Here is a 25,842-nt window from a genome sequence, read left to right on the forward strand (position 1 = left end):
GTTAAATCCTATGCACCAATACAAAAAGAAGGAGCGATCCCGTCCAGATCGCTCCTCCCCTTGCTGCTGAATCAACAGGATGAACATGTTCATTCATCCCTATCCACTTGATCCACATCACTATCCGCACTATTGCCGCTCGTTCCCCTCATTCCACACTTTCCACGGGGTCATACTATTACTATACCGTACTTTCAGATCTATCCACTCTTTCTGCATCATTCGCTCGTTCCGTACTACTATACCGTACTTTCAGATCTATCCACTCTTTCTGCATCATTCGCTCGTTCCGTACTACTATCCGCACGAGCCACACGATCCGCGCCACTATCCCGCACGACTATCCGCATAACAAGTTACTTCTTCCCCTTCAACTGCTTCACGCCTTCGAGCAATTGCGGGTCCTCCGCATTCAGCTTATCGCGAAGCGAATCTATAAGACTGTAGCCCGTCCGGTCGTTGAATTGTCCCGTCGCTTCCAGCCCGTTGTCCTGCTGGTACTTGCGAAGCGCCGATTCCGTCTCCCCGCCGAAGATGCCTTCTTCGCCGACAGGTCCATATCCCAACGCCTTCAGCATTTCCTGCAGCGTCTTCACATCCTCGCCGTAGCTGCCCAGCTTCATCTCCGAGCCGATCGCAAGCGGTCGCAGGTAGGCATAATCCGGCAAGGACACCTCGTAATCGGGCGTAACCCCTTGCTTGTTAATCCATGTGCCCCCCGGCGTCTTCCACTGGGCTTCTGTCAGGCTAAGTACAGAGCCGTCCGGGAACTGCTTGAACATCTGCACGACGCCTTTGCCGAAAGTTTGCTCGCCGACTACCGTAGCTCCGGCCGATTCCTTCAAGGCCGACGCCATCACTTCGCTGGCGCTCGCCGACTTGCCGTTGACAAGCACGACGATCGGTATACCCCACTCCTCCTTCTGATAGGAGCGGTAAGACACTGTCTGCTTCTCTTCCTTGGAGACGACATCCAATATCTTCTCGCCCTTCGGAATAAGCATGCTCGCGATCTCCACCGTCGATTCCAGCAGTCCTCCGGGATTGGAGCGCAGATCCAGTAGCAAGCCCTGCAGCGGCCCTTCCTTCTCCAGCTCCTCGATCGCCGTCTTGAACTCCTCGTCCGTCTCATAGCCGAAGCGGCTAATCGTCACATGGCCAACGCCGCCATCCAGCAGCTCGTAAGTGACCGTATGAACGGCAATCGCTTCGCGCTTCAGCGTAACTTCCAGAGGTGCGCTATCCCCAGGGCGCTGCAGGACGAGCGACACCGGCTCGCCTTCCTTCCCCCGGACCATGCCGATCAGATCGTGATAGCTCACCTCCTCCAGCGAAGTGCCGTCCACCTTCTTGAGTATATCGCCGGGCAGCAAGCCTCCCCGTTCCGCCGGAGCGTCCTTGGTGACTTCGTTAATGATATACTGGCCTTCCTCCTGACGCAGCGTCACGCCGATGCCGTAAATTTCCCCTTCGTATGACTGCGTGTATTCCTCGCCGCGCTCGCCGACCATATACTGCGAATACGGGTCGCCGAGAGAAGCGACCATGCCCTGCGCCGCTCCGTTAATGAGCGCTTCGGACTCCGCTCCTTCCAGGTAATCGTTCATGATTCGCATATAGGCGGCGTTCAAATATTGGAAGTTATCCACCTTCATGACGGGATAGCGAACCCCTGTCCATATGACCCCGAGCCCGAAGCCAATGATGAGCAGGAGCACTGCTCCAACGGAATAGTACAGGGGCGAGCGGGGACCGCTTCCTTTGCGGGGAGTCTGAGTTATTTCGCCTGTCGGGCGTTGCTGCATGCTGTCATTCATCCTGATTTCTCCTTGTACACCTATCGTTTTTTCGTTACAATCAACCTTATTGCTGTTATCCTGCAGTTCGAATAGAAAGGGAGATACCGGCTATTATGTCTATTATGTATAAACTGATTGCCATTGATGTCGACGATACGCTATTGACCGACGACTTGCTCGTCACCCCCGGCACGATTGAAGCGATGGAGTCCGCAATTGCGCAAGGCGTGACGGTAACGCTCGCCACCGGCCGGATGTTCGCATCCGCCCGCAAGATTGCCGAACAAATCAACCTCAATGTTCCTATTATCACGTATCAGGGCGCGCTCGTCAAAACCTTGCTGGAGGGAGAAGTGCTCTACGAGCGCAATATGCCTACGGAAGCCGCCAGGAAGCTGCAGCAATTCTGCCAATCCAGAGGTCTGCATCTTCAGCTGTACGTCGATGACGAATTGTACGGCACCGAAGACAACGATCGGATCAAGGCCTATTCTAAGCTTTCCAATATTCCGTACAAAATAGAACCTGACTTCGACTATTTAATTGAAAAACCGCTTCATAAAATGCTTATCATCGATGAGCCGGAAGTGCTCGACGGACTAATCGAAGAGCTGCGGCCGCTCATCGGCGAAGATGTTCATATGACCAAGTCGAAGGCGCATTACTTGGAATTCATGCATAAGGAAGGAACGAAAGGTCATGCGCTCGCGTTCATGGCACAGCATATCGGCTGCACGATGGAGGAGACGATCGGCATGGGCGACGCATGGAACGACCGTGAGCTGATCCAGGTCGCCGGACTTGGCGTGGCAATGGGCAATGCGATTGATTCCTTGAAGGAGCTGGCGGATTACGTGACGGCTACGAACAATGAGGAAGGCGTACGGCATGTTATTGAGAAGTTTGTGCTGAAGCCTCATTGATTGATTGACGTTGACGGCAACCCGCTCCCCCTGTTCACCTGTAATTTCATATGCATTGTAGAATACAGTAAGTCTCCAACTCCACGTACCAGTGGAGTTGGAGACTTTTCGCTTGCCTGTCGCAGTGGGGCAAGGCGGATTTTGCCCCGTTGCGTATTATTTTCCTGTCTGGAGCGCGTCGATTTGCTTCTGCAGCTCGTCCTGAATTTTCTGCAGGTGCACATTGTGCGAATGAATGCGGAATAGTCGAAGGATCGCCCTTCGACAAGCGAATGAGTAATCCTCCGGAATCTTGCTATGCGTAATGCATATGTCCTCCGCCCTCTCCGCCCTCTCCGCCCTGCTCCTGCTGTCTGTACTGGCTTGGCGTCATGCCGGTCGCCCGCTTGAACGCCGTGAAGAAGTGGCTCTTCGCCTGGAAGCCGCACTGCTCGGATATGTCCGATATCGGCTGGTCTGTCTGCAGCAGCAGCTGCTGCACCTTCTTAATCCGCTCGCCCAATATGTAATTCGACAACGATATGCCCTGGTGCTCCTGGAACAGCGTCCGGACATATTTCGCCGACAAGGAGACATGATCTGCGATCTGGTCGACGGACAACGCTGGGTCGTGTACATGGTAATGAATATACTGAAGCATCTCGTCAACCAGCTTCTCCCGGCGGTTGCAGCCTCTCTGGTCGCTTAGCGTGGAGATAATGCGGTGAATCTCCTCCCGAAGCCAGCCGCTCACATCCTCTAGTCTGGCAAATTGCTTCAGATGATGATCGATGCCGTCGATGCTCTGAATGGACGTCAGCTTGCTGAACGATTTGACTACGGTGAACAGGAGCAGGCGCAGCTGGAATTGACACTCTCCGTACTTCATCTGATGAAATCTGCGGAAGATGTCCTCCAGTTCCTCCTGCACCCACTCCTCCTTGCCGCTTCTTATCGTGCCGATCAGGCTGTCCAGCCAGTCGTCCTCCAGCGTGCTGTTCAGCTCCGCGTACTGCTCGTAATCCTGCTCGGTATAGACCTTGTCTTCGCCGCGAATGAATTTGAACAGCGTCAGCTCGCAGACGTCGTCGTACACCTTGCGCCAATGATCGTGCGGGCGGTAGGCGTTGCTCAGGCCGATCGTCACTTCCAACCCGGTATGCTTCGCCACCTGTCTACTAAGCGCCAGACATACGGAACGAAGCTCTGTCGTCCGCTGCGGCACGGCAATCATGATGGCGAGATGATCGCCGCCGAAGTCGACGAACTCCGTCATGCAGCCCGATTGCTGCAGAAGCTCCCCCGCCATATTCCCAATGGCATATTTGTACAGCTTGCGCGATTGAAAATCGTAGTTTTCCGACGTCGTACGGAAGCCATCCACTTTCACAACGGCCAGCATGAGCCACTCGCTCTCCAGCAGGCTGGATTCACGGCTGATCGCCTGGGAAATGCCGGGCGTGAGCTTGCCTTGCAGCAGCCATTGCCGCATGTATTCCGATTTGATCAGCGAGTAATTGTCACGCAGCAGGGACACCCCCCTGCTCAATAACGCTGTAATCGCTCAGCTCCTTGCAGCCTAGCAAGCGCTGCAATTGTCCAGCCAGCTTGCGGAACGGCTTCATGAACTGCCGCGAGTTCCAGAATGCAATGACGACCAGCACAGCTAGCAATATGAGCGACGTGCCCAATATGACATTCTTGAACGACGTCGCCTGCCTATAGAACTGCTTCATCTCGGTGTAGGAATAGATCGTCCATGGTTGCGATTCCAGATCGGCATAATTGACATGTATACCATGTCTGCCGTCTCCCAATTCGAAGGTGCCGTGATCGTCGCTCCCCCTTGCGGCTGCAAGCTCTTGTCGCAACTCGTCATCCCCTTCTCCCAGAATGAGCGTCCCTTCTGCATCCATCATCAGAAGCCAATTGTCCTCCCCTTCCCCTCCGGCCATCAGCACTTTCTCCAGCATGTCTTTATGAAGCAAGATCACCAGATAGCCATATTGGGGTTCCTGTGAAGGAGACGATGGCAAAATTAGCGCGGGATGCGACGACTCGCCGACCGTATGGTGAAAGAATCGCATAAGAGCCGGAGGCTCCTCCTGAATTCGGCTCAGCAGTTTCGTATCCTTGAATTCATGGAATGACTGAAGACCGATTTTGGAATCCATCACTTGCTCCTTTCGCATATTGAACAGGTAAGCGCTGTCAATCAGCGGCTCGTTGCTCAAATATTTCGTCAGCACACGCAACGTCTCCGCATCCTGCAGCGGTTCGTAAGACTGCGAATAGAACCAGTTTTGGAGAGACTGATCGTCGTACATGCTCATACTGTAGCCCTTCAGCTTGGCTAGCACGAACTCGCTCCGCTCGACAGTTTCCTTTATCTTGTCCGCATGGAAGGAGCCAAGCTGAGACGCCGCGAACTGCGAGAAGCGGTCCGCCAGAAACAAAGAGAACAGCATAATGATGACCGTAAACAATATGCATAACCACAGAAAAATGCGTGAAGGCCGTTTTCTAGCCAGCAGTGCCATTCTCGATCACTCCTTATATCTTGAAATTTTGGAATTCTAATATTCTGGAATTCTAAAATTTTTAAATTCTGAAATTCTAAAATTCTAAAATTCTAAAATTCTAAAATTCTAAAATTCTAAAATTCTAAAATTCTAAAATTCTAAGAATTATTATATTGAAATTTTAAAATTTTGAAGCCCTGAAAATCTGATGAATATTTTCTCTGAAAATTATACTAGAAATGAAGAAAAAATTCACCATGATATTCCATCCGGCGTCGTTCTTCCCTACTGTTGCCCAACTCGCTTCTAACGACAGGTCGTCTGCAAACTAAAACTCACTTCCATGGCGGTTCCATTACTTCACTCACCTGGATTTGTGAGCATATTGAATGATGCTACTTGGGGGGGACGAGTTACTTTGTACGGTTTTTCACACAAACGCCGCACATTTTCTCCGCCAACCCAGCAACTTGTACGATTTTTCACACAAACACCGCACATTTTCTCCGCCAACCCAGCAACTTGTACGATTTTTCACACAAACGCCGCACATTTTCTCCGCCAACCCAGCAACTTGTACGATTTTTCACACAAACACCTCTAATTTGCTGCCTTTGCAAGTTACTTTTTACGATTTTTCACACAAACACCGCACATTTTCTCCGCCAACCCAGCGACTTGTACGATTTTTCATACAAACACCTCTAATTTGCTGCCTTTGCGAGTTACTTTGTACGATTTTTCACACAAACGCCGCACATTTACTCCGCCAACCCAGCAACTTGTACGATTTTTCGTTACTACTTAGGTCCATTCGGTACGAGGCAAGCTTGGCGGGGCTATGTGAGCAAAATGAGCGATAGCGCACAATTCCCACTACTTTTCCGCTTCTATGTGACCATTTTGAGCGATAAGCTCCTACTTGCTTAGTAGCTAAGTAGTAACGATTTTTCATACAAACACCTCTAATTTGCTGCCTTTGCAAGTTACTTTGTACGGTTTTTCACACAAAAACCGCACATTTTCTCCGCCAACCCAGCAATTTGTACGATTTTTTATACAAACACCTCTAATTTGCTGCCTTTGCGAGTTACTTTGTACGGTTTTTCACACAAACGCCGCACATTTTCTCCGCCAACCCAGCAACTTGTACGATTTTTCACACAAACACCGCACATTTTCTCCGCCAACCCAGCAACTTGTACGATTTTTCACACAAACGCCGCACATTTTCTCCGCCAACCCAGCAACTTGTACGATTTTTCACACAAACGCCGCACATTTTCTCCGCCAACCCAGCAATTTGTACGATTTTTCATACCATTCCGCTGATCTACTATCGTTGCCGGTTACTTCTGAGTGGGCTATGCGAACAATATAAGCGATAGGCATCAACTTTCAGTGATAGGCATCAACTTTCAGCGATAGGCATCAGCTTTCAGCGATAGGCATCGACTTTCAGTGGGACGAGGCACTGTTGGCGGGCGAGTCAAAGCATCGCAGCATAAAAAAGCCCGCCGCTTCAACGACGAAGCAAGCAGGCCTCCTAGTAATCATATAGCATCATGTAGCAATCCAATATCCTCATGCCATGCTAAGAGCAGGGGCGCGCATCTCTACAATGCGGTCGCACAGCGCATCCGCGTCCTCGCGGTCGTGTGTGACCAATATGGACGTCATCCGCGACAGCCGGAGCAGCTCTCTCAGCTCCTCACGGATGCTCGCCTTAAGTCCGGCGTCGAGGCTGCTGAACGGTTCATCCATAAGCAGCAGCCTTGGACGCGGAGCCAGCGCGCGGGCGAAAGCGATGCGCTGCTGCTGACCGCCGCTCAGCTCATGGGGATAACGCTTGCGGTAGTCCGCCATCTTCACCAGCTCCAGCATCTCCCCGATCCGATCGCGGCGTTCCCCGCGCGGAAGAGATCCCAGTCCGAAGGCTATATTGCTTTCTACCGTCATATGGGGGAACAAGGCATAATCCTGGAACACCATGCCTATACCGCGCCGCTCCGGCTGGACGAAGGTGGTTCGGTCGACCATGACGGTATTCCCGACGACAATGGAGCCTTCACGCGGCGTCTCCAGTCCCGCGATCAGCCGGAGCACCGTGCTCTTGCCGCTGCCGCTCTCGCCCAGCAGCCCGACCACTTCCCCCTCTTCCATATGTAGCGTGAAGCGATGCAGCACATCGCCGGCTCCTCTCTCATACGCATAGCAAAGCTCACTTAGCTGCACATAAGTCATACGGACTCTCTCCTTCCCAGCCATTGATACAAGCATACCGATACAATACCGAATCCAATAATGATAAGCGAAGGGGTAGACGCTTCATGAATCATCTCGTCGCTGGCATACTGATAGGCCTTCGTCGCCAGCGTGTCGAAGTTGAACGGCCTGAGCAGCAGCGTGAGCGGAAGCTCCTTCACCACCTCCAGGAAGGCCATAATAAAGCCTGTCAGCACAGCCCCCTTAAGCATGGGCAGATCCACCTTGAAGAAGGTGCGGGTAACGCCATAGCCCAGCATGCGGGACGCTTCCGAATATCTGGTGCCGACCTTGTCGAACCCGGCATCGACCGCATTGAAGCCGACAGCCAGAAACCGGATGACCAGTGCGAATATAAGCATCGCAAGCGACATGCTGAGTACCAGCTTGTTCGCGCCCAGCCCCATCGCTTCGTATAGACCTGCCAGCCTCTCGTCTACGGACAGGAAGACGGCCAGCACGCCGATCGACAACACAGCTCCGGGAATGGAGTAGCCCATGCTAAGCAGCTTGCTCATGATCAAAGTGGCGTTGGAGCGCCAAGTACGGTTCGCATTCGCGGCAATGACGGCAAGAACCATCAGAATCGATACGGCGCCGAACGCCATCGTCAGCGTATTGCGGATCATCGCGGCGAAGCGCTCATCCCATACCGCCTCGAAGGTCCATGTCGCCCAGACGATCAGCTGCGCTACCGGTATGATGAAGGACAGCAGCGCTACCGCCAGTGAGAACACGACCGCCAACACAGCTGGGCCCCCATGGAGCCGCCTTCTCTGCAGCGGCAAAGTCCGCTTCGTAGAGCCGTTGTAGCGCTTCCTCCGGCGAAGCAGCCGCTCCACTACGAAGACACCGATAATGACGCTCATAAGCATGGCGGACAAGCGTATCGCGGAGTCCACATCATACATGCCGAACCATGTTTTGAAGATGGCGACGGTGAATGTCTGAATGCCGTAATGCTTGGATACGCCGTAATCGTTCAGCACCTCGAAGGCGACGAGACTGGCTCCCCCGACGATGGCACCTTGCGACAGCGGCAGCACTACCTTGAAGAAGATCGCCAGCGGGCGCTGTCCCAGCAATCTTGCATTTTCGATGAATACGGCGCTGTTCCTCTCCAGGAACGACTTTGTAATCAGATACACATATGGATAGAGGAACATCGTAAAGATGAAAATGGCGCCTTTCATAGACATAATGTCAAAATAACTCTGATTGACGGTCATTCCGAGCGAATTGCGCAAAAAAGTCTGCACGCTCCCCGTATAGCTGAGCATGGATGCATACGTATAGGCTGCAATATAGGGAGGAATGGCCAGCGGCAGAACGAATAGAAACGAAAACAGGCGCCTGAACGGGAAGTCATACGCGGTCGTCAACCAGGCCAGCGTCACGCCGATAAGGACCGTGAATACAACGGTACCGCCCATCAGCAGCAATGATTCCTTCGCATAGTCCAGCAGCATGTATTCCCGAATATGCGCCCAGTTCTCATTCGGCTTTCCCAGCAGCCCCGTCAAAATGTAAAGAGACGGAAGCAGGGCTGCCAGAGCCCCGATTCCGCTTATTACATACCACCCGTTGCATTTTTGTCCAAGATGTCTTCGCCAGGTGGAGGAATTGTTCATTACTTCCAGCCAGCCTTGTTCATCAGCTCGGTAGCGGCCTTGTTGTTCTTGCCAAGTACGGAGTAGTCGATCTGCTGCGACTTGAATTCGCCCCACTCCTTATGAATGGCCGGAAGCTCCGCATCCTTGTTCACCGGGAACTCGAAGCTGCCGTTGATCAGCATCTCCTGCGCTTCCTTGCTCACCATATATTCAATCAGCCTGATCGCATTCTCCTTGTTCTTCGCATGCTTGGCAAGGCCAATGCCGCTAATGTTGAGATGAGTGCCCGTCGTATCCTGATTCGGGAAGAAGATGCCGATGCTCTCGCCGACCTTCACTTCCTCTGCATCCTTGGAATGGAGCAGTTGACCGACATAGTAGGTGTTCATAACCGCCACATCGCCGATGCCGGCAACGACGGCTTTCGCTTGGTCACGGTCTCCGCCTTCCGGATCGCGAGCCATGTTGGCTACGATGCCTTCAGTCCACTTGGCTGCGGCTTCCTCGCCGTTCAGCTCGATCATGGACGCAACCAGCGATTGATTGTACAGGTTGGAGGAGGAACGGATCAGCACTTTGCCCTTCCACTTCGGATCGGCCAGATCCTCATAAGTCGACAGCTGGTCAGGCGTCACGCGATCCTTCGCATATGCGATGATGCGCGCTCTGGATGCCATCGCCACCCAATGGTTGTCCGCATCTCGCAGCTCCGGAGCAACGATGTCGTTCACCGTCTCGGATTCAATCGGCTGCAGTACGCCGCTCTCCTTCGCATAGTTCAGCACGCCGCCATCCACCGTAATGAACAGGTCCGCTTCGGAGCTTTCGCCCTCGCGCTTCATACGTTCCACAAGTTCCTCGGCAGTGCCTTTGATTTCGTTTACCTGAATACCCGTTTTCTTCTCGAATTCATCGAACAGCTGGAAGTCGATGTCGTAATGTCTTGCTGTAAATACGTTAACGACACCTTCCCCTTTGGACGCTTCTTTCTCGCCGCCGGATACATCGGTTCCATTGCTCGCTCCGGCTTGATTATTGGAAGCCCCGTTGCCGCCGCTATTGGCTCCATTGCCTGCTCCGTTATTGGAACCGCAGCCTGCCAACACCATCATCACGGCAATCGCAAGCATCGTCATTTTGAATACAGCCTTTTGTCTCATCTCAAACTCCCTCTCATCCACGCATATTGATGATAATGAATATCATTTACACTTGCTATATTGTAACTGAGATTAATGAGAAAACGCTGTGAAAATCAAAATAAATTCATTTTTTCTTCATAATCGCGATCGATACTCAGGCATCGCGAACAGGCAGCGTCAAAGCGGCCATCGTTCCCTCTCCCGGCTTGCTGTTCAATACGATCGTCCCGTTATAACGCTGAACAATCTGACGGGCGATCGGCAAGCCAAGCCCGTAGCCGCCGGCTCCGCTCCTTGCCTTATCCGCGCGATAGAAGCGGTCCCATGCGTGAGCCAGCTCTTCCTCAGTCATCCCAATGCCTGCATCAAGGACGGTGATGATCGCATGACCTGTCGTATCATCCTGAATGGCATCAATTCGCACTTCAGTACTGGAGCCGGAATATTTCACCGCATTGTCCAGCAATATGAGCATCAGCTGCAGTAGATGGCCGTCGCTAATACCAAGTTGCATCCCTTCCAACTGCGATACGTTGACGGATAGATCGATTGAGGGGTGCAGGCCTCCGATTTTCTCAGCGGCAGATTGAATAACCGCATCCGGCTGCAAGCATACTTCTTCGGCCGGCGCATGCAGATGCTCTTGTGCCAGCTTCTCTATTCGCGACAAGGTCAGCAGCTCCTCGACAAGCCCCCTCAGACGCAGCAATTCCTCCATTGAGATGCGAAGCGACTCCTCCAGCACCTCCGGATCATGCTTGCCCCATCTCTGCAGCATCGCCAGATGCCCTTCAATGATGGCTACGGGCGTCCGCAGTTCGTGCGAAGCGTCTTCCACGAATTGCTTCTGCTTCCGGAACGCCCCCTCCACCTCGTCCATCATATCGTTGAACATAACCGTCAGCGCCGTTATATCGTCTCTGGCCTCACCGACCGCCATCCGCTCCTGCAGCCCGTTCTGCTTCACCCTGCGCATCGTTCGATGCATGGATCGAAGCGGCCTCACCAGCAGTCTGGACATTAGCCTTCCGCCGAAGGCGCTAATGACGATCGCGGCCGCGAAGCAGATCAGCATAATGCGGTTGAAGGCAGCAATGAGCCGCTCCACATGGGAGAGACTGCGAACGACTTCCACGGTCCCTGTAAAGTGAAAGATCGTAAGCGGACTGGACATGGCCAGCACGCCTTCCGCCCTCCCGATACCGGCCGCTTCCGCCGACCCTCTTCGCTCCACCCACTGGATAGGCATATTGTTGGCTGCAGTCACGATCGGTGTTCCATCAGCTTTAAGAATACGCACCATGCCATTGTTCACATTCGCCTTTTCCAGATAGAACCGAATTTGTTCCTCATTATCCGGCTGAATGCGTACTTCCTTGGACAAGAGAACATTGAGCAGCTCCCGCATATCCTGACGGGCCGCCCGCTCCTCGTGCTTCAGCATCCAACTCTCCACGAAGGTGAACTGGACGACATTGCTGGCGGCGAACAAGGCGCTGAGAAGCAGCGAGGACAGCAGCGTCATCCGCCAATGGAAGGGCATGCGCTTGACGATAGACGAAAGGCGCCTCATCGCCTCATCACATAGCCGACTCCGCGCACCGACTGGATATAGCTATCCTCTCCACCCCCATCAATTTTGCCTCGCAAGTAACGCACATACACATCAACGACATTTTTATCCACAACGGCATCGAACCCCCATACGGTATCCAGCAGCACTTCCCGCGACAAGACACGGCCGGGGTTCTTCATGAATGCTTCCAGCAGAGCGAATTCCCGCTTCGTCAAATCAATCGTCTCACTTCCGCGCATGACAATGCGCGTATCGGCATGAAGCATAAGCTCGCCATAACTGAGAGCCGAAGTATCCCCCTTGCGGTTATCCCCTTCTCTGCGCAGCACAGCCCGCATGCGGGCCAGCAGCTCTTCGATCGCGAACGGCTTGGCGATATAATCGTCCGCACCGCTGTCAAGTCCCTCCACCCGGTCCGACAAGCGGTCTCTCGCCGTAATCATAATAATCGGAACCCGCTTGGCGTCGCGGATGCGGCGGCACACCTCGATCCCGCCGGCCCTCGGCAGCATCACATCCAGCAGCACGACGTCCCAGCCTTCATGCAGCGCCAACTGCAGTCCAGCTTCCCCGTCCGCCGCAGTCGTGACGGAGAAGCCTTCCCTGGAAAGCTCCAGCTCGATGAATCTTGCCATATTTTTCTCATCTTCTATCAACAATACTCGCTTCAAGGCGAATCACCCTTTTTACTTTTCCGCTGCAAATGCAGTTCTCTATCATTTTAATGATAACAGTTCTCATGGTCAATCGACAATTGTTTCTATCGTACACCGATGCCAAAAAAAAGCCATCCCGAACGGGATGACTCAAGGCTTGCTGCAACCGTACTTCTATATCTTGATCAGGATACCACTTTATCGCTCTTGCGCTTGCACTCTTCATTGCTGCATTCCTTATAGGTGCCGATGAAATCTAGGCGGTGATCCAGCACCTTGAAGCCGTACTCCCGCTCCACTCTCTCTTCCAGCTCCGTCAGCCAGTCTTCCTTGATCTCGTCCAGCGCTCCGCAGTGCTGGCAGATAAGATGATGATGCATGTGCTCATGATCATGACCGCGCAAGTCGAAGCGGGCTACGCCATCTCCGAAATTCATCTTGGCTACAATTTGCAAGTCCGCTAGAAGCTCCAGCGTCCGGTACACAGTCGCGAGCCCAATCTCCGGAAACTTCTCCTTCACCAGCATATACACATCTTCCGCACTCAGATGGTCGCGTTCATTCTCCAGCAGCACCCGTACAATAATTTCCCGCTGCGTAGTCAGCTTATAACCGTTCTCCATCAGGCTGCGCTTGATTTTATCAATTTCGGCCGATACATTCAGCATGTCATGTTCCCTCCTTGTTGAGCGTTGGTTGTAGCGTTCTATTTTCGTGTTCATTATGAGATAAGCTTTTCGGCCTTTCAGATCCCGCATCTTATACAGGATTCAATACAGGTTTTCTCATTAGAATGATTCTAATGTAATGGTAGTTCATTTTTGCCAAGAAAGCAACTAGCAATTGCAAGAGACGCTTTCCCGCCATCTACATATTCGCCCCGCATCCCCGCAATCCCTTCATCTACGAAAAAAAGAGCCACTGCATCGCTGTGCAGCAAGCTCTCTCTTCCCATTACTGAATTCCCGCCAATATCTGATACCATACGCCTCTCTTCGCGTACAGCTTCTCTCGTACCTGCGTCCAACCGCCCATATACGCTATGTCGAACAAGCCTTCGGGCGTCTCGAACCGGCTCTCCGCTTCAGCCGCCACCACTTCGTGTACCGGCCGGAAGCCTTGCTGCGCCAGCAAGCGCTGGGCTTCCTCTCCTTGCAGATAGGCAATGAATGCCTCCGCCACCTCACGCGTCCCTCTCTTGTCCACATTGCGGTCTATGACGGCAGCGGGGTTTTCTATCAGGATCGTATGCTTCGGAATGACGATCTCGTATGGCGTCCCCTTCGCCATCCTGGCCAGCAGTTCGTTCTCGTAAGTAACGATCACATCGCCCACCCCGTATTCGAATGCCGCCATGGACGCCCGCCCGCTCTTGTCCAGCGACTCCACATTGCGATGAATGGAGGCGAGCAGCTTCTTGGCGGCTTCATGTGACTGCTCTCCCGTTGCTTCCTCCGACTTCTTCAGCCCGGCGCCATAGATGGCATTAATATCCCACTGCGCTCCGCCGGATGTCTTGGGATTGGGATACAGCACCTTCACGCCGTCTCGCGTCAGATCAAGCCAGTCCGATATGCCCAGCGGATTGCCGGACCTCGTTCCCAGCACGACTATGGAGTTCGTAATCATGCCGCCGTTGCTTCCCGCCCTCCAATCATGGTTCAGATACCCTGCAGCTTCAATGAGATCGAGATCGCTCTCCATCGCCAGCACCGCCACATCCGCTTCGAAGCCTCCCGCGATCGATCTTGCCTGCGTGCCGGACGCTTCATACGATTGCTGGAAGCTCACCCGCTGTCCTGTGCGCTCATACCAATCTGCGGCGAAGAGAGGCAGCAGTTCGTGGAAGGCGTCCTTGACGACGGAATAGGCTCCTATCACCAGGGTAACCTCTGCCTCCTTCTTCTCCGCGCCGGAGTTGGCGGATAACGCGCCTCCGCCTTCACTACACCCTGCGATTACGCTAATGATGAATATAATTCCCAACAGCCATACCCATGCTCGCATTCGCGTCCAAGCAACGGTTACTCTCACATGCAACAACTCTTTCTCTGCTATGGTTAAATATGAATTGGCATCGGATCGACCTTCAACGGGTTTTCCATAATCCAGCTGCTCTGCTCATTGAACAAATAAGCCCGATGGACGAGAATGCTCACTTCCTCCTCCGGCACCAGCATTTCCTTCTCCAACGACCGGTACGTCATCAGCGTCGTTCCGGCCGCATCAAGCTCTACCATCCACTCATTGCCCCGGAAGTGCAGCCGCTTCACCCGCGCTGGCATCGTCGCTGAAGCCAGCTTGATCTCTCCACGCTTGCCAACCTCGATATATTCCGGCCTGATAAGCGCTTTGCAGTCTCGGTCGGCAGTCCCTTGCTCGAAGCCGCGAAGCGCGCCTACATTCTCGACAATCGAAGACTCCCCGATAAAGCTCGCTACGAACGGTGTCGCCGGATGCCTGTATATTTCCCAAGGACTTCCCTTCTGCTCCAGCCTCCCGCCGCTAATAATCATGATCTCGTCCGCCACCTCAATCGCTTCCTCCTGATCATGGGTAACGAAGATGGAAGTGATGCCGAGCTGCTCGATCATTTCCTTCAGCCAGGTGCGCAGCTCCGTACGGATTTTGGCGTCGATTGCGGCGAACGGTTCATCCAGCAAGAGCAGCTGCGGCTCCGGCGCGAGCGCCCGTGCGAATGCCACGCGCTGCCGCTGACCTCCCGACAGCTGATGCGGATAGCGATGCTGGAACCCTTTCAACCCCGTCAGTTCCACCAAGTACATGACCCGCTCCTTAATGACGTTCTTGGGCTGCTTCTTCACCTTCAGGCCGAACGCGATATTGTCATAGACCGTCATATGCTTGAACAGCGCATAACTCTGGAACACGAATCCGATGCCTCGCTCCTGCGGCGGAAGATCGTTCACTCGGGTGCCGTGGAATACGATATCGCCGGAAGTCGGAGTCTCGAGTCCCGCCAGCATGCGAAGGATAGACGTCTTCCCGCCTCCGCTAGGCCCCAGAAGTCCGATCAGCTTGCCCTTCTCGATCTGAAAGCTGACATCCTTGACTGCGTGGAAATCGCCGAATACTTTGTTCAGAGCCCTCACTTCGATATGCTGCATCGCTTAATGCACTTCCTTTCGTTGTTTCGCCCATTCCATGAACAGAAGCAGGCTGACCGAGAATGCCGCCAGTACCAAAGCAATAGCATTGGCAGCCACCACGTTGAAATTCTCCACATCCTGATAAACAAGTGTCGTAGCGGTCTGCGTCTTGTTCATAATATTGCCGGATACAACGAGCACGGCGCCGAACTCGCCAAGCGAGCGCGCTACCGTCAGCACGACGCCATAGACGACGCCCCAGCGAATGGAAGGCCAGGTCACCTTCCAGAATGTGTACCAGGAATAGGCGCCGAGCGTCGAAGCTGCCTCCTCCTGCTGTGAGCCGATCTCCTGCAGTACCGGAATGACTTCACGAACCATGATCGGGAATGTGACGAAGAGGGTTGCCAGAATCATGCCGGGCAGCGCATAGACGATCGGAATACCCATATCCTGGAACAGGGCGCCCATAATCGTATCCGGTCCCAGCAGGAGAACGATCATCAGGCCTCCGATGACGGGAGACACCGCGAACGGCAGATCGACGATGCTGTTCAGCAGCCGCTTCAGTCGCGGTCCGATCCACTCCGCCCTAACGATATAGAGCGCCGTCATGACTCCGAACAAGGTATTGACCGCTGTCACCGTAACGACGATCATGCCCGTCATCAGAAAGGCGTGAAGCGATTCCGGCCGGACGAGCGCTTCGATGAAGCCGTCCGCTCCCCGCTCCCAGGCGCCTGTTACGATTTTCACCAACGGGATAATAAGCAGCAAGGTCATAATGGCATAAGTTACTGTAATCCATAAAGCTCTCATCGCTGGAATCTCCTTGTTGCCAAGTAATTCACCGTCCACAGGATCAGGAAGGACAAGGTGAGCAGAATAACCGACACTGCCGCCGCTCCTTGCGGATTGTTGCTCTCAATCTCTCCGAATATATAGACAGATGCGACCAGCGTCTTGCCCGGAATGTTGCCGGCAACGAGCACGACGGCTCCGAACTCCGCTAGTCCGCGCGAGAACGCCAGCATGGCGCCGCCGACGATGCCGGGCAGCATCGACGGGAAGATGACGGTCAGGAACGTTCGCGCGTGCGAAGCGCCCATTGTGTAAGCCGCTTCTTCCTGGGACTTATCCATCTCCTCCAGCAACGGCTGTACACCCCGAATTACGAATGGAAAGGTGACGAATATCATCGCAATTACAATCGCCGGTTCATGGAAGACCAGCGGGGAGCCCAGCTTCTCCGCCCATTCGCCGACAATGCTGCCCGGTCCCAGCAGAAGCAATATGAGCAGCCCGCCGACTGCTGTAGGCAGCGCGAATGGCAGGTCGACCAAGCTGTTGAGCAAGCGTCTTCCCGGAAACGTATAGCGGATAAGCACCCATCCGATAATCGTGCCGAACACCATATTAATCACCGTTGCGAAGAAAGCCAGCTTAGCGGTCAGCAAGACAGCCTTCCATGCCAGCGGGTCGAACACACTCTCCAGGAAGGCCCCGATGCCATCCGAAAAGGATTGGACATAAATGCCGGTAATGGGCAGAACGATCAGACATACAAAGTAGAGCATAATTGCCGTTCGGAAGCCAAAGCTCCAAGCTTTCCCGCGAAATAGTGCATTCAAGTTGCCCTTACCTCCAAACTATACCCGCACAATTCCCATTAACTTACTAGGTATTAATAATGTAGCATCTCGCGGAACAGGAAGTCAATGGCTATTTCACAAAAAAGAGTTAGTTTCTCTATGCTTACATATGCACGCTGCTTGGCATTTATGCGAATTTCTTTCACTGCCGCATGTCCCTTTTTGCCACTCCAACCATTCCTCGTCACCTGTTCACAAATCTAACCACTTTCCTCACTCCATCCTATGTCACATGGCTTGCAGCCTCCAAACTACCCACTTTCCTCTCTCCAATCTATGCCACATGGCTTGCAGCCGCATCCTGCGTATAAGCGAAAAAGAGAGCCCGGCATCTGCCGAGCTCTCCTGCAATTCACTATTCACCGTCTACGAAATACGAGTCTTCCCCTACAGTAATGGAAGCTTGGCCGCCGGTCAGGTCCGTCATCCAGACGATGAAGGCGTCCGCCTCCGTCGTCTCCGGCAGACAGCGAACCGTCACACGGTCCGTAAAGTCCGTGCCGCCGATTCGCGTACCCTTCCCGTGCAATTCGTTCTCCAGCTTGCCATACCAGGTGTAATCGACCTCTACGAGCACTTCCCGGTGAAGCACCAGATCGATCTCGTCCGCCGCTTCAATGCCCGCTACAGCGCCGTCCGTATAAGCGCGAACCAGACCGCCGGCTCCCAGCATAATGCCGCCGAAATACCGCGTGACGACGACGACGACATTTTTCAGCCTCTTGTTCTTGATCACTTCCAGAATAGGCTTGCCTGCCGTTCCGCTTGGCTCGCCATCGTCAGAAGCCTTCTGGAACTGATCACGCTCGCCGACGACATACGCGGAGCAATTGTGCGTCGCCTGCCGGTGCAGCCGTTTAATCTCATCGATGTATGCGACCGCTTCCTCTTCCGTCAGCACAGGCTTGGCATAACCGATGAAGCGGGACCGCTTGATGACGATCTCCTGCTCCCCTTCTGCTCTTACCGTGCGATATCGATTCAACATCGTATCAGGTCCCCTATATGTCGCTTATACTACAGGCGCGCTTCCAGCTCTGCCTTCTCCTTCTCGTAGCCAGGCTTGCCAAGCAGCGCGAACATATTGCGCTTGTACGCTTCCACGCCAGGCTGATCGAACGGATTCACGCCAAGCAGATAGCCGCTGACACCGCATGCTTTCTCGAAGAAGTAGACCAGATAGCCGAAGGTGTATGGCGTCATGTCCGCAATGTTCACGATCAGGTTCGGCACTTGACCGTCTGTATGCGCAAGCAGCGTGCCCTGGAACGCCTTCTTGTTGACGAAGTCCATCGTCTTGCCTTCAAGGAAGTTCAATCCGTCCAGATCGTCGGCATCATGCTGAATCGTAATATGCTCGGCTACCTCTTCTACCTGAATGACCGTCTCGAAAATATTCCGGTTGCCTTCCTGGATAAATTGTCCCATGGAATGCAGATCGGTAGAGAAGTCTACGGAAGCGGGATAGATGCCTTTATAATCCTTGCCTTCGCTTTCGCCGTACAGCTGCTTCCACCACTCCGATACAAAGTGAAGGGAAGGCTCATAGTTCACCAGAATCTCCGTTACTTTGCCTTTGCGGTATAATGCGTTGCGCACTGCAGCGTATTGATAAGCTTCGTTCTCCGCCAAATTCGGGTTCGCGTATTCGGCAGAGGCAGCAGCGGCGCCATTCATCATCGCGTCGATATCGATGCCCGCAGCCGCAATTGGCAGCAAGCCCACAGCCGTCAGCACGGAGTAGCGTCCGCCGACGTCGTCAGGAATAATGAAGGATTCGTAGCCTTCCTCGGTAGCCAGCTTCTTCAGTGCGCCTTTCTCTCTGTCCGTTGTCGCATAGATACGCTTACGGGCGGCTTCCTTGCCGTATTTCTTCTCCAGCTCGGCGCGGAATACGCGGAACGCAATAGCCGGCTCCGTCGTCGTGCCGGATTTGGAGATGACGTTAATCGACCAATCCTTGCCCTCCAGCAGTTGAAGCAGATGCTTCACGTAAGTCGAGCTGATGTTATTGCCCGCGAACAGCACTTGCGGCGTGCCGCGCTGCGCCTTGTCCTGCAAATTGTAGAACGAGTTGGACAGCATTTCGATTGCCGCGCGAGCGCCCAGATACGATCCGCCGATGCCGATGACGATTAGCACTTCAGAATCGGACTGAATACGTGCCGCCGCTTCCTTGATGCGGGCGAACTCTTCTTTATCGTAGTTGTTGGGAAGATCGATCCACCCCAAGTAGTCGGAGCCGGCACCCGTTCCATTATGTAACTGCTCATGCGCCAGGCGCACTTGCTCCGTCAGATTGTCAACCTCATGCTGGCCCACGAAGGACAGCGCCTTACTATAATCGAACTGTACTGTTTTGCTCATCGTAACTTCAGACCTCCCGTATAATATATGAAAACCTCTTTCAACATTGTACATAAGGATAGCGGATTTAACGCCCGAACACAAGTGTCTGAACGCCATTCCGCCTGCTTCGAGCCTTAATAGAGGTTGTTCAAAAAGCCCGCTTTTGGTCACGAAGTATACCAAGAGGAGTATTCGACATCGAATATTGAACTCAACCGGAACAAGCTTATGCTTTCGAAGTATGTTTCCTTCGGAAACATTTCAGGTGCTCACGTAGCTTCCACTACGCTCCGCTCCTCATTTCCTAGTTTCGTCCAATCTTCTCGGTGCTGAAAACCGAGCTTTTTGAACTCGCACTAATAGTAGGGGGAAATCATCAAATAAACGACGACTCCGGTGAAGCTTACATACAGCCATACCGGCATCGTCCAGCGTGAAATGCGGCGATGCTTCTCCACTTGATTGGCCAGTCCCCTGATCGCCGACAAAAGCGCCAGTGGCACGACAACGACCGCCAGCACGATATGCGTAAGCAGCACAAAGAAATATAAACCTCTGAGCAAGCCTTCGCCTCCGTATGGCGTCGATTCCGTCAAATAGTGATACGTCACATAAGAGACCAGGAACAGTGTTGTCGTCGTGAATGCCATGCCGATAAACGCCCGGTGCATGCGAATATTTTTCTTCTTGATTGCCACAAGAGCCACTACCAGCGCAAGGAAGGTAAAGCTGTTGAATATGGCATTAAGCAGCGGCAGCAGCTTCACATCGAAGCCAATCTCCCCATCATATGCAGGCAGAAAGAACAGCACTGCAATAATGCCGACGAGCACTACCGTCAGCACCGCCACGAGCGGCGTATAGTTTTTCTCCTTCATCGATGCATCCTCCTATCACAATTGCCCATGACTATACTTTATCCTAATTTGTGCAGAGGAAACCATCCTCTCCATGTCACTTTTGTCACAAAAATAGGAACAAATTATGAGCCTCGGATGGCGCAAGCGCAATAGGAGGCTGCGCCGCATTTCCCGGCACAGCCTCCTATCATCCGCGCTACTCCGTGATATAAGAGCAGCAATAATCCGTGACTTGCTTTACCTGCAGCTTGAACTTCGTGTTTGCAGGGACTTGGAATTCACCTTCGCCTTGAATATGCAGCCACTCCTCTTCCCCTGGCAGAAGCACAAGCAGGTCTCCGCTCTGAATCTCCATGATTTCATGAGAATCTGTCCCGAATTCATACTCGCCCGGCAGCATAATGCCCAGCGTCTTTTTCGTTCCGTCCGGGAACAGCACGACCCGACTCGTCACTTTGCCTTCAAAGTAAACATTGGCTTTCTTAACGACTGCTACATTTTCAAATTGCGACATGGTGAAGATTTCCCCTTTATTCGATGAAATGTGTCTTCGAACTGCATCGTATTGCGTTATACGTTACAGCAAGGCTTTTACTTTGTTCACAACGTTCTCGACCGTAAAGCCGTACTCCTCAATGACGCGGCCGCCCGGAGCGGAAGCTCCGAAGGTGTCGATGCCGAGAATAGCGCCTTGATCGCCCGTGTATCGCTCCCAGCCGAACGGAGAAGCCATCTCTACGGCAAGACGCGCTTTCACGTCCGGCAGAAGAACGGAATCTCTGTATGCCTTCGGCTGCTTCTCGAACAGATCCCAGCTAGGCATGCTGATAACGCGAACGGAGATGCCTTGCTTCGCCAGTTCCTGCTGTGCCGCTACCGCAAGCTGAACCTCGGAGCCGGTCGCGATAATTTGCGCTTGCGGCTTGCCATCAGCCGCATCGGAGACGACATACGCTCCCTTGCGCATGTTATCGCGCGCGCCTGTTACAGTGCCTTCCAGAATCGGCAGATTCTGACGCGTCAGCACCAGCGCTACCGGATTGTCCTTATTCTCTAGCGCGTAAGCCCATGCGGCGGACGTCTCGTTGCCATCGGCAGGACGAATGACCGTAAGGCCCGGAATGACGCGGATCGAAGCCAACTGCTCGATCGGCTCGTGTGTCGGACCGTCTTCACCGACGGCGATGCTGTCGTGCGTCAGAACATAGACGACCGGCTGCTTCATAAGCGCAGACAAGCGTACGGCTGGACGCAAGTAATCCGTGAACACGAAGAACGTGCCTCCGTAGATTTTCAGTCCGCGATGCAGGCTGATGCCGTTCATCGCCGCAGCCATGCCGAATTCGCGGACGCCGAAGTATATATTGCGGCCGTCGTAGCTACCAGGCTTGAATTGCGGCAAGCCCTTCAGATTCGTCATCGTGGAGCTCTCCAGATCGGCGGAACCGCCAACGAGATTAGGAACGTTCTTCGCCAGCGCATTCAGCGCGTTGCCGGATGCGACACGTGTGGATACCGGTTTGTCTTCTGTGGAGTATGCCGGAAGGTCTGCATCCCAGCCTTCAGGCAGCTCTCCTGCAATAGCCTGTTCGAATGCCGCTGCAAGCTCCGGATGAGCTTCCTTGTAGGAAGCGAACATCGCATTCCACTGCGCATTCGCCTGCTCGCCCTTCGCTTTCACTTCCGCGAAGTGAGCGCGCACTTCGTCAGGCACATGGAACTGATGCTCCTCGGACCAGCCGTAGAATTGCTTCGTCAGCTTCGTCTCCTCTTCGCCCAGCGGAGAACCGTGAGGGCCCGCATGGCCGCCCTTACCGCCTTTATTCGGGCTGCCGTAGCCGATTACTGTTTTCACTTCGATCAGGGTAGGTTTGTCAAGCACCGCTTGCGCCTCCGCAACCGCTGCAGACAAGGCTCCCAGATCGTTGCCGTCGGCTACGCGAAGCACTTGCCAGCCGTATCCTTCGAAGCGGCTTTGCACCGTCTCGGAATAAGACAGGTTGAGCTCGCCGTCAAGCGAGATGTCGTTGGAATCGTACAGCACGACCAGCTTGCCGAGCTTCAGATGGCCAGCGAGGGATGCCGCTTCATGGGAGATGCCCTCCATCAGATCGCCGTCGCCGCAAATGGAATAAGTAAAGTGATTAATAATGTCGAAGCCGTCCTTGTTGTAAGTAGCGGCTAGCTGCGCTTCCGCCATCGCCATTCCGACAGCCATCGCTACGCCTTGCCCCAGCGGGCCGGTTGTCGCATCTACGCCCGCCGTATGTCCGAATTCCGGATGGCCTGGCGTGAGGGAGCCCCACTGACGGAAGTTCTTCAGCTCGTCCAGCGGAAGATCGTAGCCGGACAGATGCAGCAAGCTGTACAGCAGCATCGAGCCGTGACCGGCGGACAGCACGAAGCGGTCGCGGTTGATCCACTCCGGATTCGCCGGATTATGATTCATATTTTTGGCGAATAACTGGTAACCCATCGGCGCTGCGCCCATCGGCATGCCCGGATGGCCCGACTTCGCCTTCTCAATCGCATCGATTGCCAAGGTGCGGATCGTGTCAATAGAGAGCTGTTCTATCGATTTTTGAGTGACTGTCATTTTCAAATCCTCCTAGAGTCATTACACCTTCAATACTTGAACGTATTAAAGCTATAGAATTCTTTTGCATATTGTATCATTCACTATTAATTGAATACAACTGTCTTATTTTGATGCACAAGTACTCTATCTTCGATATGCCACTTCACTGCGCGGGCCAATACGACGCGTTCAATTGTGCGTCCGATCCGCTTCAGGCTGTCCACATTGTCGCGATGCGTCACGCGCTGCACGTCCTGCTCGATGATCGGGCCGCCGTCCAGTTCCTCCGTTACGTAGTGGGCCGTGGCGCCGATAATTTTCACCCCGCGCTTGTAGGCTTGCTGATATGGCTTGCCGCCGACGAACGCCGGCAGGAAGGAATGATGAATATTAATAATGCGGTTCGGGAACTGCTCGATGAACTTCGGCGAGATAATCTGCATGTAGCGCGCCAGTACGATCAGATCGGCCTTGCCGGATATGAGCTCCATCTGCTCGCGTTCCGCTTCCGCCTTCGTCTCCGGAGTGACGGGAACGTGATGGTACGGGATGCCGAACGATTCCACCTGTTCGCGCATGTCGGGGTGGTTGCTAATGACCATGGCGATATCCGCGTCCAGATCGCCGGATCTCCATTGCCACAGCAGCTCCAGCAGGCAATGATCCTCCTTCGATACGAAGATGGCAAGACGCTTCTTGCGGGACGCGCGGAACGTGCTCCACTTCATGTCGAAGCGGTCGGCAACTCGCGAGAAGTCTTCTACGATAACCGGCAGCTCCTTCTCCAGATCGTTCAGATCGAATTCGAAGCGGATGAAGAACATGCCGCCTTCCGGGTCCATCGTATACTGGTCGGATTGTACGATGTTGGCGCCGTGTTCATGCAGGAAGTGCGAGACGGTCGCCACGATGCCGGTACGGTCCGGACAGGATATCAGCATGCGGGCGCGGCCTGCCGCCGCGCCTGATTGCGTTTCATTGGAATGGATAGACATATACATTAATCTTCCTTTTCTCGTATGATATGAAATCTATTCTATGCTTGTACGAGCAATTCCTTGCCGGCGAGACAAGCGGTCAGTCGATGATTAACCTCTTCTTCCGAGAGCTCCGCGGACAGTGCGCCTTCTGCCAGCATCAGATCGTACAAACGCTCCATCGGCTCGCGCGGGTCTGCTTTCCTCGCTTTGGCGTCGCCCTTCAGCACATCCCACGTCTCCAGCAGATACCCGCGCGGATCGAGCTCCTGCTTGCCGAAGAAGCTGTGCAGACGCTCGACATCCTCCAGGAAACTTTCACCCAGACGCTCTCTGACATTACCGCGAAGCATGGCGATCTCCGCTTCGTACATCGGACGCTGCTTCTTCGCATCCTTGCCGATCCATGGCGTCTCCAGAATGAACGGTCGACCCTTCAGCGCCTCGTGATGGACGATATTCGAGATCGTCTTGAAGCCCAGATAACCGGCGCCGATCGGCGCATGGCGGTCTTTGCCCGCCCCTTTCGGATTTTTGGTGTCATTAATATGAACGACCGCCACGCGATCCAGGCCTACGATACGGTCGAACTGCTCCAGCACGCCGTCCAGATCGTTGTTCAGATCGTAGCCGGAGTCATGCATATGGCAGGTATCCATGCAGACCGTCAGCCGCCTGTTGTCTTGCACTTTATCGATGATAGAAGCGATTTCCTCGAAACTGCGGCCGATCTCCGTGCCCTTGCCCGCCATCGTCTCCAACGCAATGTTCACATTGGTGCCGCTTGTACCGGACAGCACTTCGTTCAGCCCTTCCGCAATGCGGTTAATGCCGTATTCCGCGTCCTTGTCCGTATAAGCGCCGGGATGCAGCACAATGTTGCGCACGCCGATACAATCCGTTCTGCGGATTTCTTCTTGCAGGAAGCGAACGGCCAGCTCGAACGTATCTTCCTTGTAGGAGCCCAGATTAATAATGTAGGGAGCATGCACGACGATCTCGCCGAAGCCTGACTCCTCCATCAGCGCCTTCCCTTCCTCAATATATAGCGATTCAATCGGTTTGCGTCTCGTATTTTGCGGCGCTCCCGTATAGATCATAAACGTGCTTGAGCCGTATGTGATGGCTTCCTTCGTCGCAGTCAGCAACCCCTTGTCCGAAAATGATACGTGGGAACCTATTTTCAACATTACTCAACCGCCCCTTTATCGTTAATCACCCCTTATTTTACAGGTAATGTCGAAATAAATCTAGGAATACGCTATAATTCAATGTGAGAGGTGACAAGCAACATGGACCAAGGTATTTGGTTTTACTTTATTTTATTTTGGGCGATCGTCATGGTAGGCTCAATGGCCGTCGGCGGCTTCTTCATGTTCCGTAAATTTCTGAAGGTTCTCCCGATGCGGGACGGCAAGTCCAAGCTGGATTGGCAGAATTACTGGGTCGAGAGAAGCCGCAGCATGTGGGACGAAGATTCCAAGTCGCTATTGAACGAGCTGGTATCGCCCGTACCGACGGCATTCCGCGACATTGCCAAGCATTCCATCGCGGCCAAGATCGGGCAAGTCGCCATCGAGCAGGGCGCTTCCAGAGTAACGAGGGATCACTGCATCGAAGGTTACATAAGAGCTACCCCCAAGCGCGACTACCGCAGTCTCGTAAGCTTTCTGGATCGCAAGGGAATCGACTATTCCGCCTACGAGCATTTGCTGAACAAATGAGAAATTCTCGCTCAGGGGCTTTCGTATATGCGCGAACTGAAAGGCAGGAGTTCCAATACAAGCGACGCGATGCAGGGCTTTCGTATATACGCGAACTGAAAGTCTGCAAAGCATGCT

The 25,842-nt window shown here is 53.6% G+C and carries 22 protein-coding genes; 2 read left to right on the top strand and 20 right to left on the bottom strand.

From position 1 onward, the window contains the following. Positions 1 to 356: 356 nt before the first annotated feature. The gene (locus tag M6D81_RS19360) at positions 357 to 1,817 is read right to left on the bottom strand and encodes a S41 family peptidase (RefSeq protein ID WP_262678621.1); all 1,461 of its coding nucleotides are present in this window, start codon (positions 1,815 to 1,817) and stop codon (positions 357 to 359) included. 104 nt (positions 1,818 to 1,921) lie between these two features. Here M6D81_RS19360 and M6D81_RS19365 point away from each other — a divergent pair, with 104 nt between their 5' ends. After that, entirely contained in the window at positions 1,922 to 2,722 is an 801-nt protein-coding gene (locus M6D81_RS19365) for a Cof-type HAD-IIB family hydrolase (RefSeq protein WP_262678730.1), read from the top strand. 295 nt (positions 2,723 to 3,017) lie between these two features. Here the strand turns inward: M6D81_RS19365 and M6D81_RS19370 are convergent, their stop codons facing one another. The 19 genes from M6D81_RS19370 to M6D81_RS19460 form a co-directional block, all read right to left on the bottom strand. Then, a complete protein-coding gene (locus M6D81_RS19370; RefSeq protein ID WP_262678622.1) occupies positions 3,018 to 4,238 on the bottom strand; it encodes a helix-turn-helix transcriptional regulator in 1,221 nt (406 codons plus the stop codon). Further along, positions 4,222 to 5,241, bottom strand: a complete 1,020-nt coding sequence (locus M6D81_RS19375; RefSeq protein WP_262678623.1) for a cache domain-containing protein — start codon at positions 5,239 to 5,241, stop codon at positions 4,222 to 4,224. Before M6D81_RS19375 ends, M6D81_RS19370 begins: the two co-directional genes overlap by 17 nt. Before the next feature lie 1,566 nt (positions 5,242 to 6,807). Beyond that, positions 6,808 to 7,467, bottom strand: coding sequence for an ABC transporter ATP-binding protein (locus M6D81_RS19380; protein WP_262678624.1), 660 nt, complete (start codon positions 7,465 to 7,467; stop codon positions 6,808 to 6,810). Then, positions 7,464 to 9,119 carry an ABC transporter permease gene (locus M6D81_RS19385; protein ID WP_262678626.1) on the bottom strand — a complete coding sequence of 552 codons (1,656 nt, stop codon included), beginning with the start codon at positions 9,117 to 9,119 and terminating at the stop codon, positions 7,464 to 7,466. Before M6D81_RS19385 ends, M6D81_RS19380 begins: the two co-directional genes overlap by 4 nt. After that, entirely contained in the window at positions 9,119 to 10,261 is a 1,143-nt protein-coding gene (locus tag M6D81_RS19390; protein WP_262678627.1) for a Fe(3+) ABC transporter substrate-binding protein, read from the bottom strand. The genes M6D81_RS19385 and M6D81_RS19390 overlap by 1 nt, the downstream gene beginning before the upstream one ends. A gap of 136 nt (positions 10,262 to 10,397) precedes the next feature. After that, a complete protein-coding gene (locus tag M6D81_RS19395; RefSeq protein WP_262678629.1) occupies positions 10,398 to 11,816 on the bottom strand; it encodes a HAMP domain-containing sensor histidine kinase in 1,419 nt (472 codons plus the stop codon). After that, on the bottom strand, positions 11,813 to 12,490 hold the full coding sequence (locus M6D81_RS19400) for a response regulator transcription factor (RefSeq protein ID WP_317259149.1): 678 nt from the start codon (positions 12,488 to 12,490) through the stop codon (positions 11,813 to 11,815). The genes M6D81_RS19395 and M6D81_RS19400 overlap by 4 nt, the downstream gene beginning before the upstream one ends. Positions 12,491 to 12,660: 170 nt before the next feature. After that, on the bottom strand, positions 12,661 to 13,143 hold the full coding sequence (gene fur / locus M6D81_RS19405; protein ID WP_262678630.1) for a ferric iron uptake transcriptional regulator: 483 nt from the start codon (positions 13,141 to 13,143) through the stop codon (positions 12,661 to 12,663). A gap of 286 nt (positions 13,144 to 13,429) precedes the next feature. Further along, positions 13,430 to 14,482: a sulfate ABC transporter substrate-binding protein gene (locus M6D81_RS19410; protein ID WP_262678734.1), complete on the bottom strand. Its 1,053-nt coding sequence runs from the start codon at positions 14,480 to 14,482 to the stop codon at positions 13,430 to 13,432. Positions 14,483 to 14,535: 53 nt separating this feature from the next. Next, positions 14,536 to 15,603, bottom strand: coding sequence for a sulfate/molybdate ABC transporter ATP-binding protein (locus M6D81_RS19415; protein ID WP_262678631.1), 1,068 nt, complete (start codon positions 15,601 to 15,603; stop codon positions 14,536 to 14,538). A 3-nt stretch (positions 15,604 to 15,606) separates the two neighbouring features. Beyond that, a complete protein-coding gene (locus tag M6D81_RS19420; protein WP_262678633.1) occupies positions 15,607 to 16,404 on the bottom strand; it encodes a sulfate ABC transporter permease subunit in 798 nt (265 codons plus the stop codon). Continuing rightward, complete coding sequence (gene cysT, locus M6D81_RS19425) at positions 16,401 to 17,216, bottom strand: sulfate ABC transporter permease subunit CysT (RefSeq protein ID WP_262678634.1); 816 nt, start codon at positions 17,214 to 17,216, stop codon at positions 16,401 to 16,403. Before cysT ends, M6D81_RS19420 begins: the two co-directional genes overlap by 4 nt. Positions 17,217 to 17,592: 376 nt before the next feature. After that, a complete protein-coding gene (locus tag M6D81_RS19430; RefSeq protein WP_262678636.1) occupies positions 17,593 to 18,225 on the bottom strand; it encodes a YigZ family protein in 633 nt (210 codons plus the stop codon). Positions 18,226 to 18,254: 29 nt separating this feature from the next. Next, positions 18,255 to 19,604, bottom strand: coding sequence for a glucose-6-phosphate isomerase (locus M6D81_RS19435; RefSeq protein WP_262678638.1), 1,350 nt, complete (start codon positions 19,602 to 19,604; stop codon positions 18,255 to 18,257). 338 nt (positions 19,605 to 19,942) lie between these two features. Next, on the bottom strand, positions 19,943 to 20,464 hold the full coding sequence (locus M6D81_RS19440; RefSeq protein WP_262678640.1) for a DUF420 domain-containing protein: 522 nt from the start codon (positions 20,462 to 20,464) through the stop codon (positions 19,943 to 19,945). Positions 20,465 to 20,642: 178 nt separating this feature from the next. After that, on the bottom strand, positions 20,643 to 20,960 hold the full coding sequence (ppnP, locus tag M6D81_RS19445; RefSeq protein ID WP_262678642.1) for a pyrimidine/purine nucleoside phosphorylase: 318 nt from the start codon (positions 20,958 to 20,960) through the stop codon (positions 20,643 to 20,645). Positions 20,961 to 21,023: 63 nt separating this feature from the next. Continuing rightward, positions 21,024 to 23,042, bottom strand: a complete 2,019-nt coding sequence (gene tkt / locus M6D81_RS19450) for a transketolase (protein WP_262678644.1) — start codon at positions 23,040 to 23,042, stop codon at positions 21,024 to 21,026. Between the two features lie 86 nt (positions 23,043 to 23,128). After that, positions 23,129 to 24,019, bottom strand: a complete 891-nt coding sequence (gene purU / locus M6D81_RS19455; protein WP_262678645.1) for a formyltetrahydrofolate deformylase — start codon at positions 24,017 to 24,019, stop codon at positions 23,129 to 23,131. A gap of 41 nt (positions 24,020 to 24,060) precedes the next feature. Further along, on the bottom strand, positions 24,061 to 25,191 hold the full coding sequence (locus M6D81_RS19460; RefSeq protein ID WP_262678646.1) for a deoxyribonuclease IV: 1,131 nt from the start codon (positions 25,189 to 25,191) through the stop codon (positions 24,061 to 24,063). Between the two features lie 102 nt (positions 25,192 to 25,293). Between M6D81_RS19460 and M6D81_RS19465 the strand changes: the two genes are divergently transcribed. Beyond that, on the top strand, positions 25,294 to 25,725 hold the full coding sequence (locus tag M6D81_RS19465; protein WP_262678647.1) for a DUF2621 domain-containing protein: 432 nt from the start codon (positions 25,294 to 25,296) through the stop codon (positions 25,723 to 25,725). Positions 25,726 to 25,842: the final 117 nt, after the last annotated feature.

This window comes from Paenibacillus sp. J5C2022 (genome assembly GCF_025567625.1).
Classification (GTDB): domain Bacteria; phylum Bacillota; class Bacilli; order Paenibacillales; family Paenibacillaceae; genus Pristimantibacillus.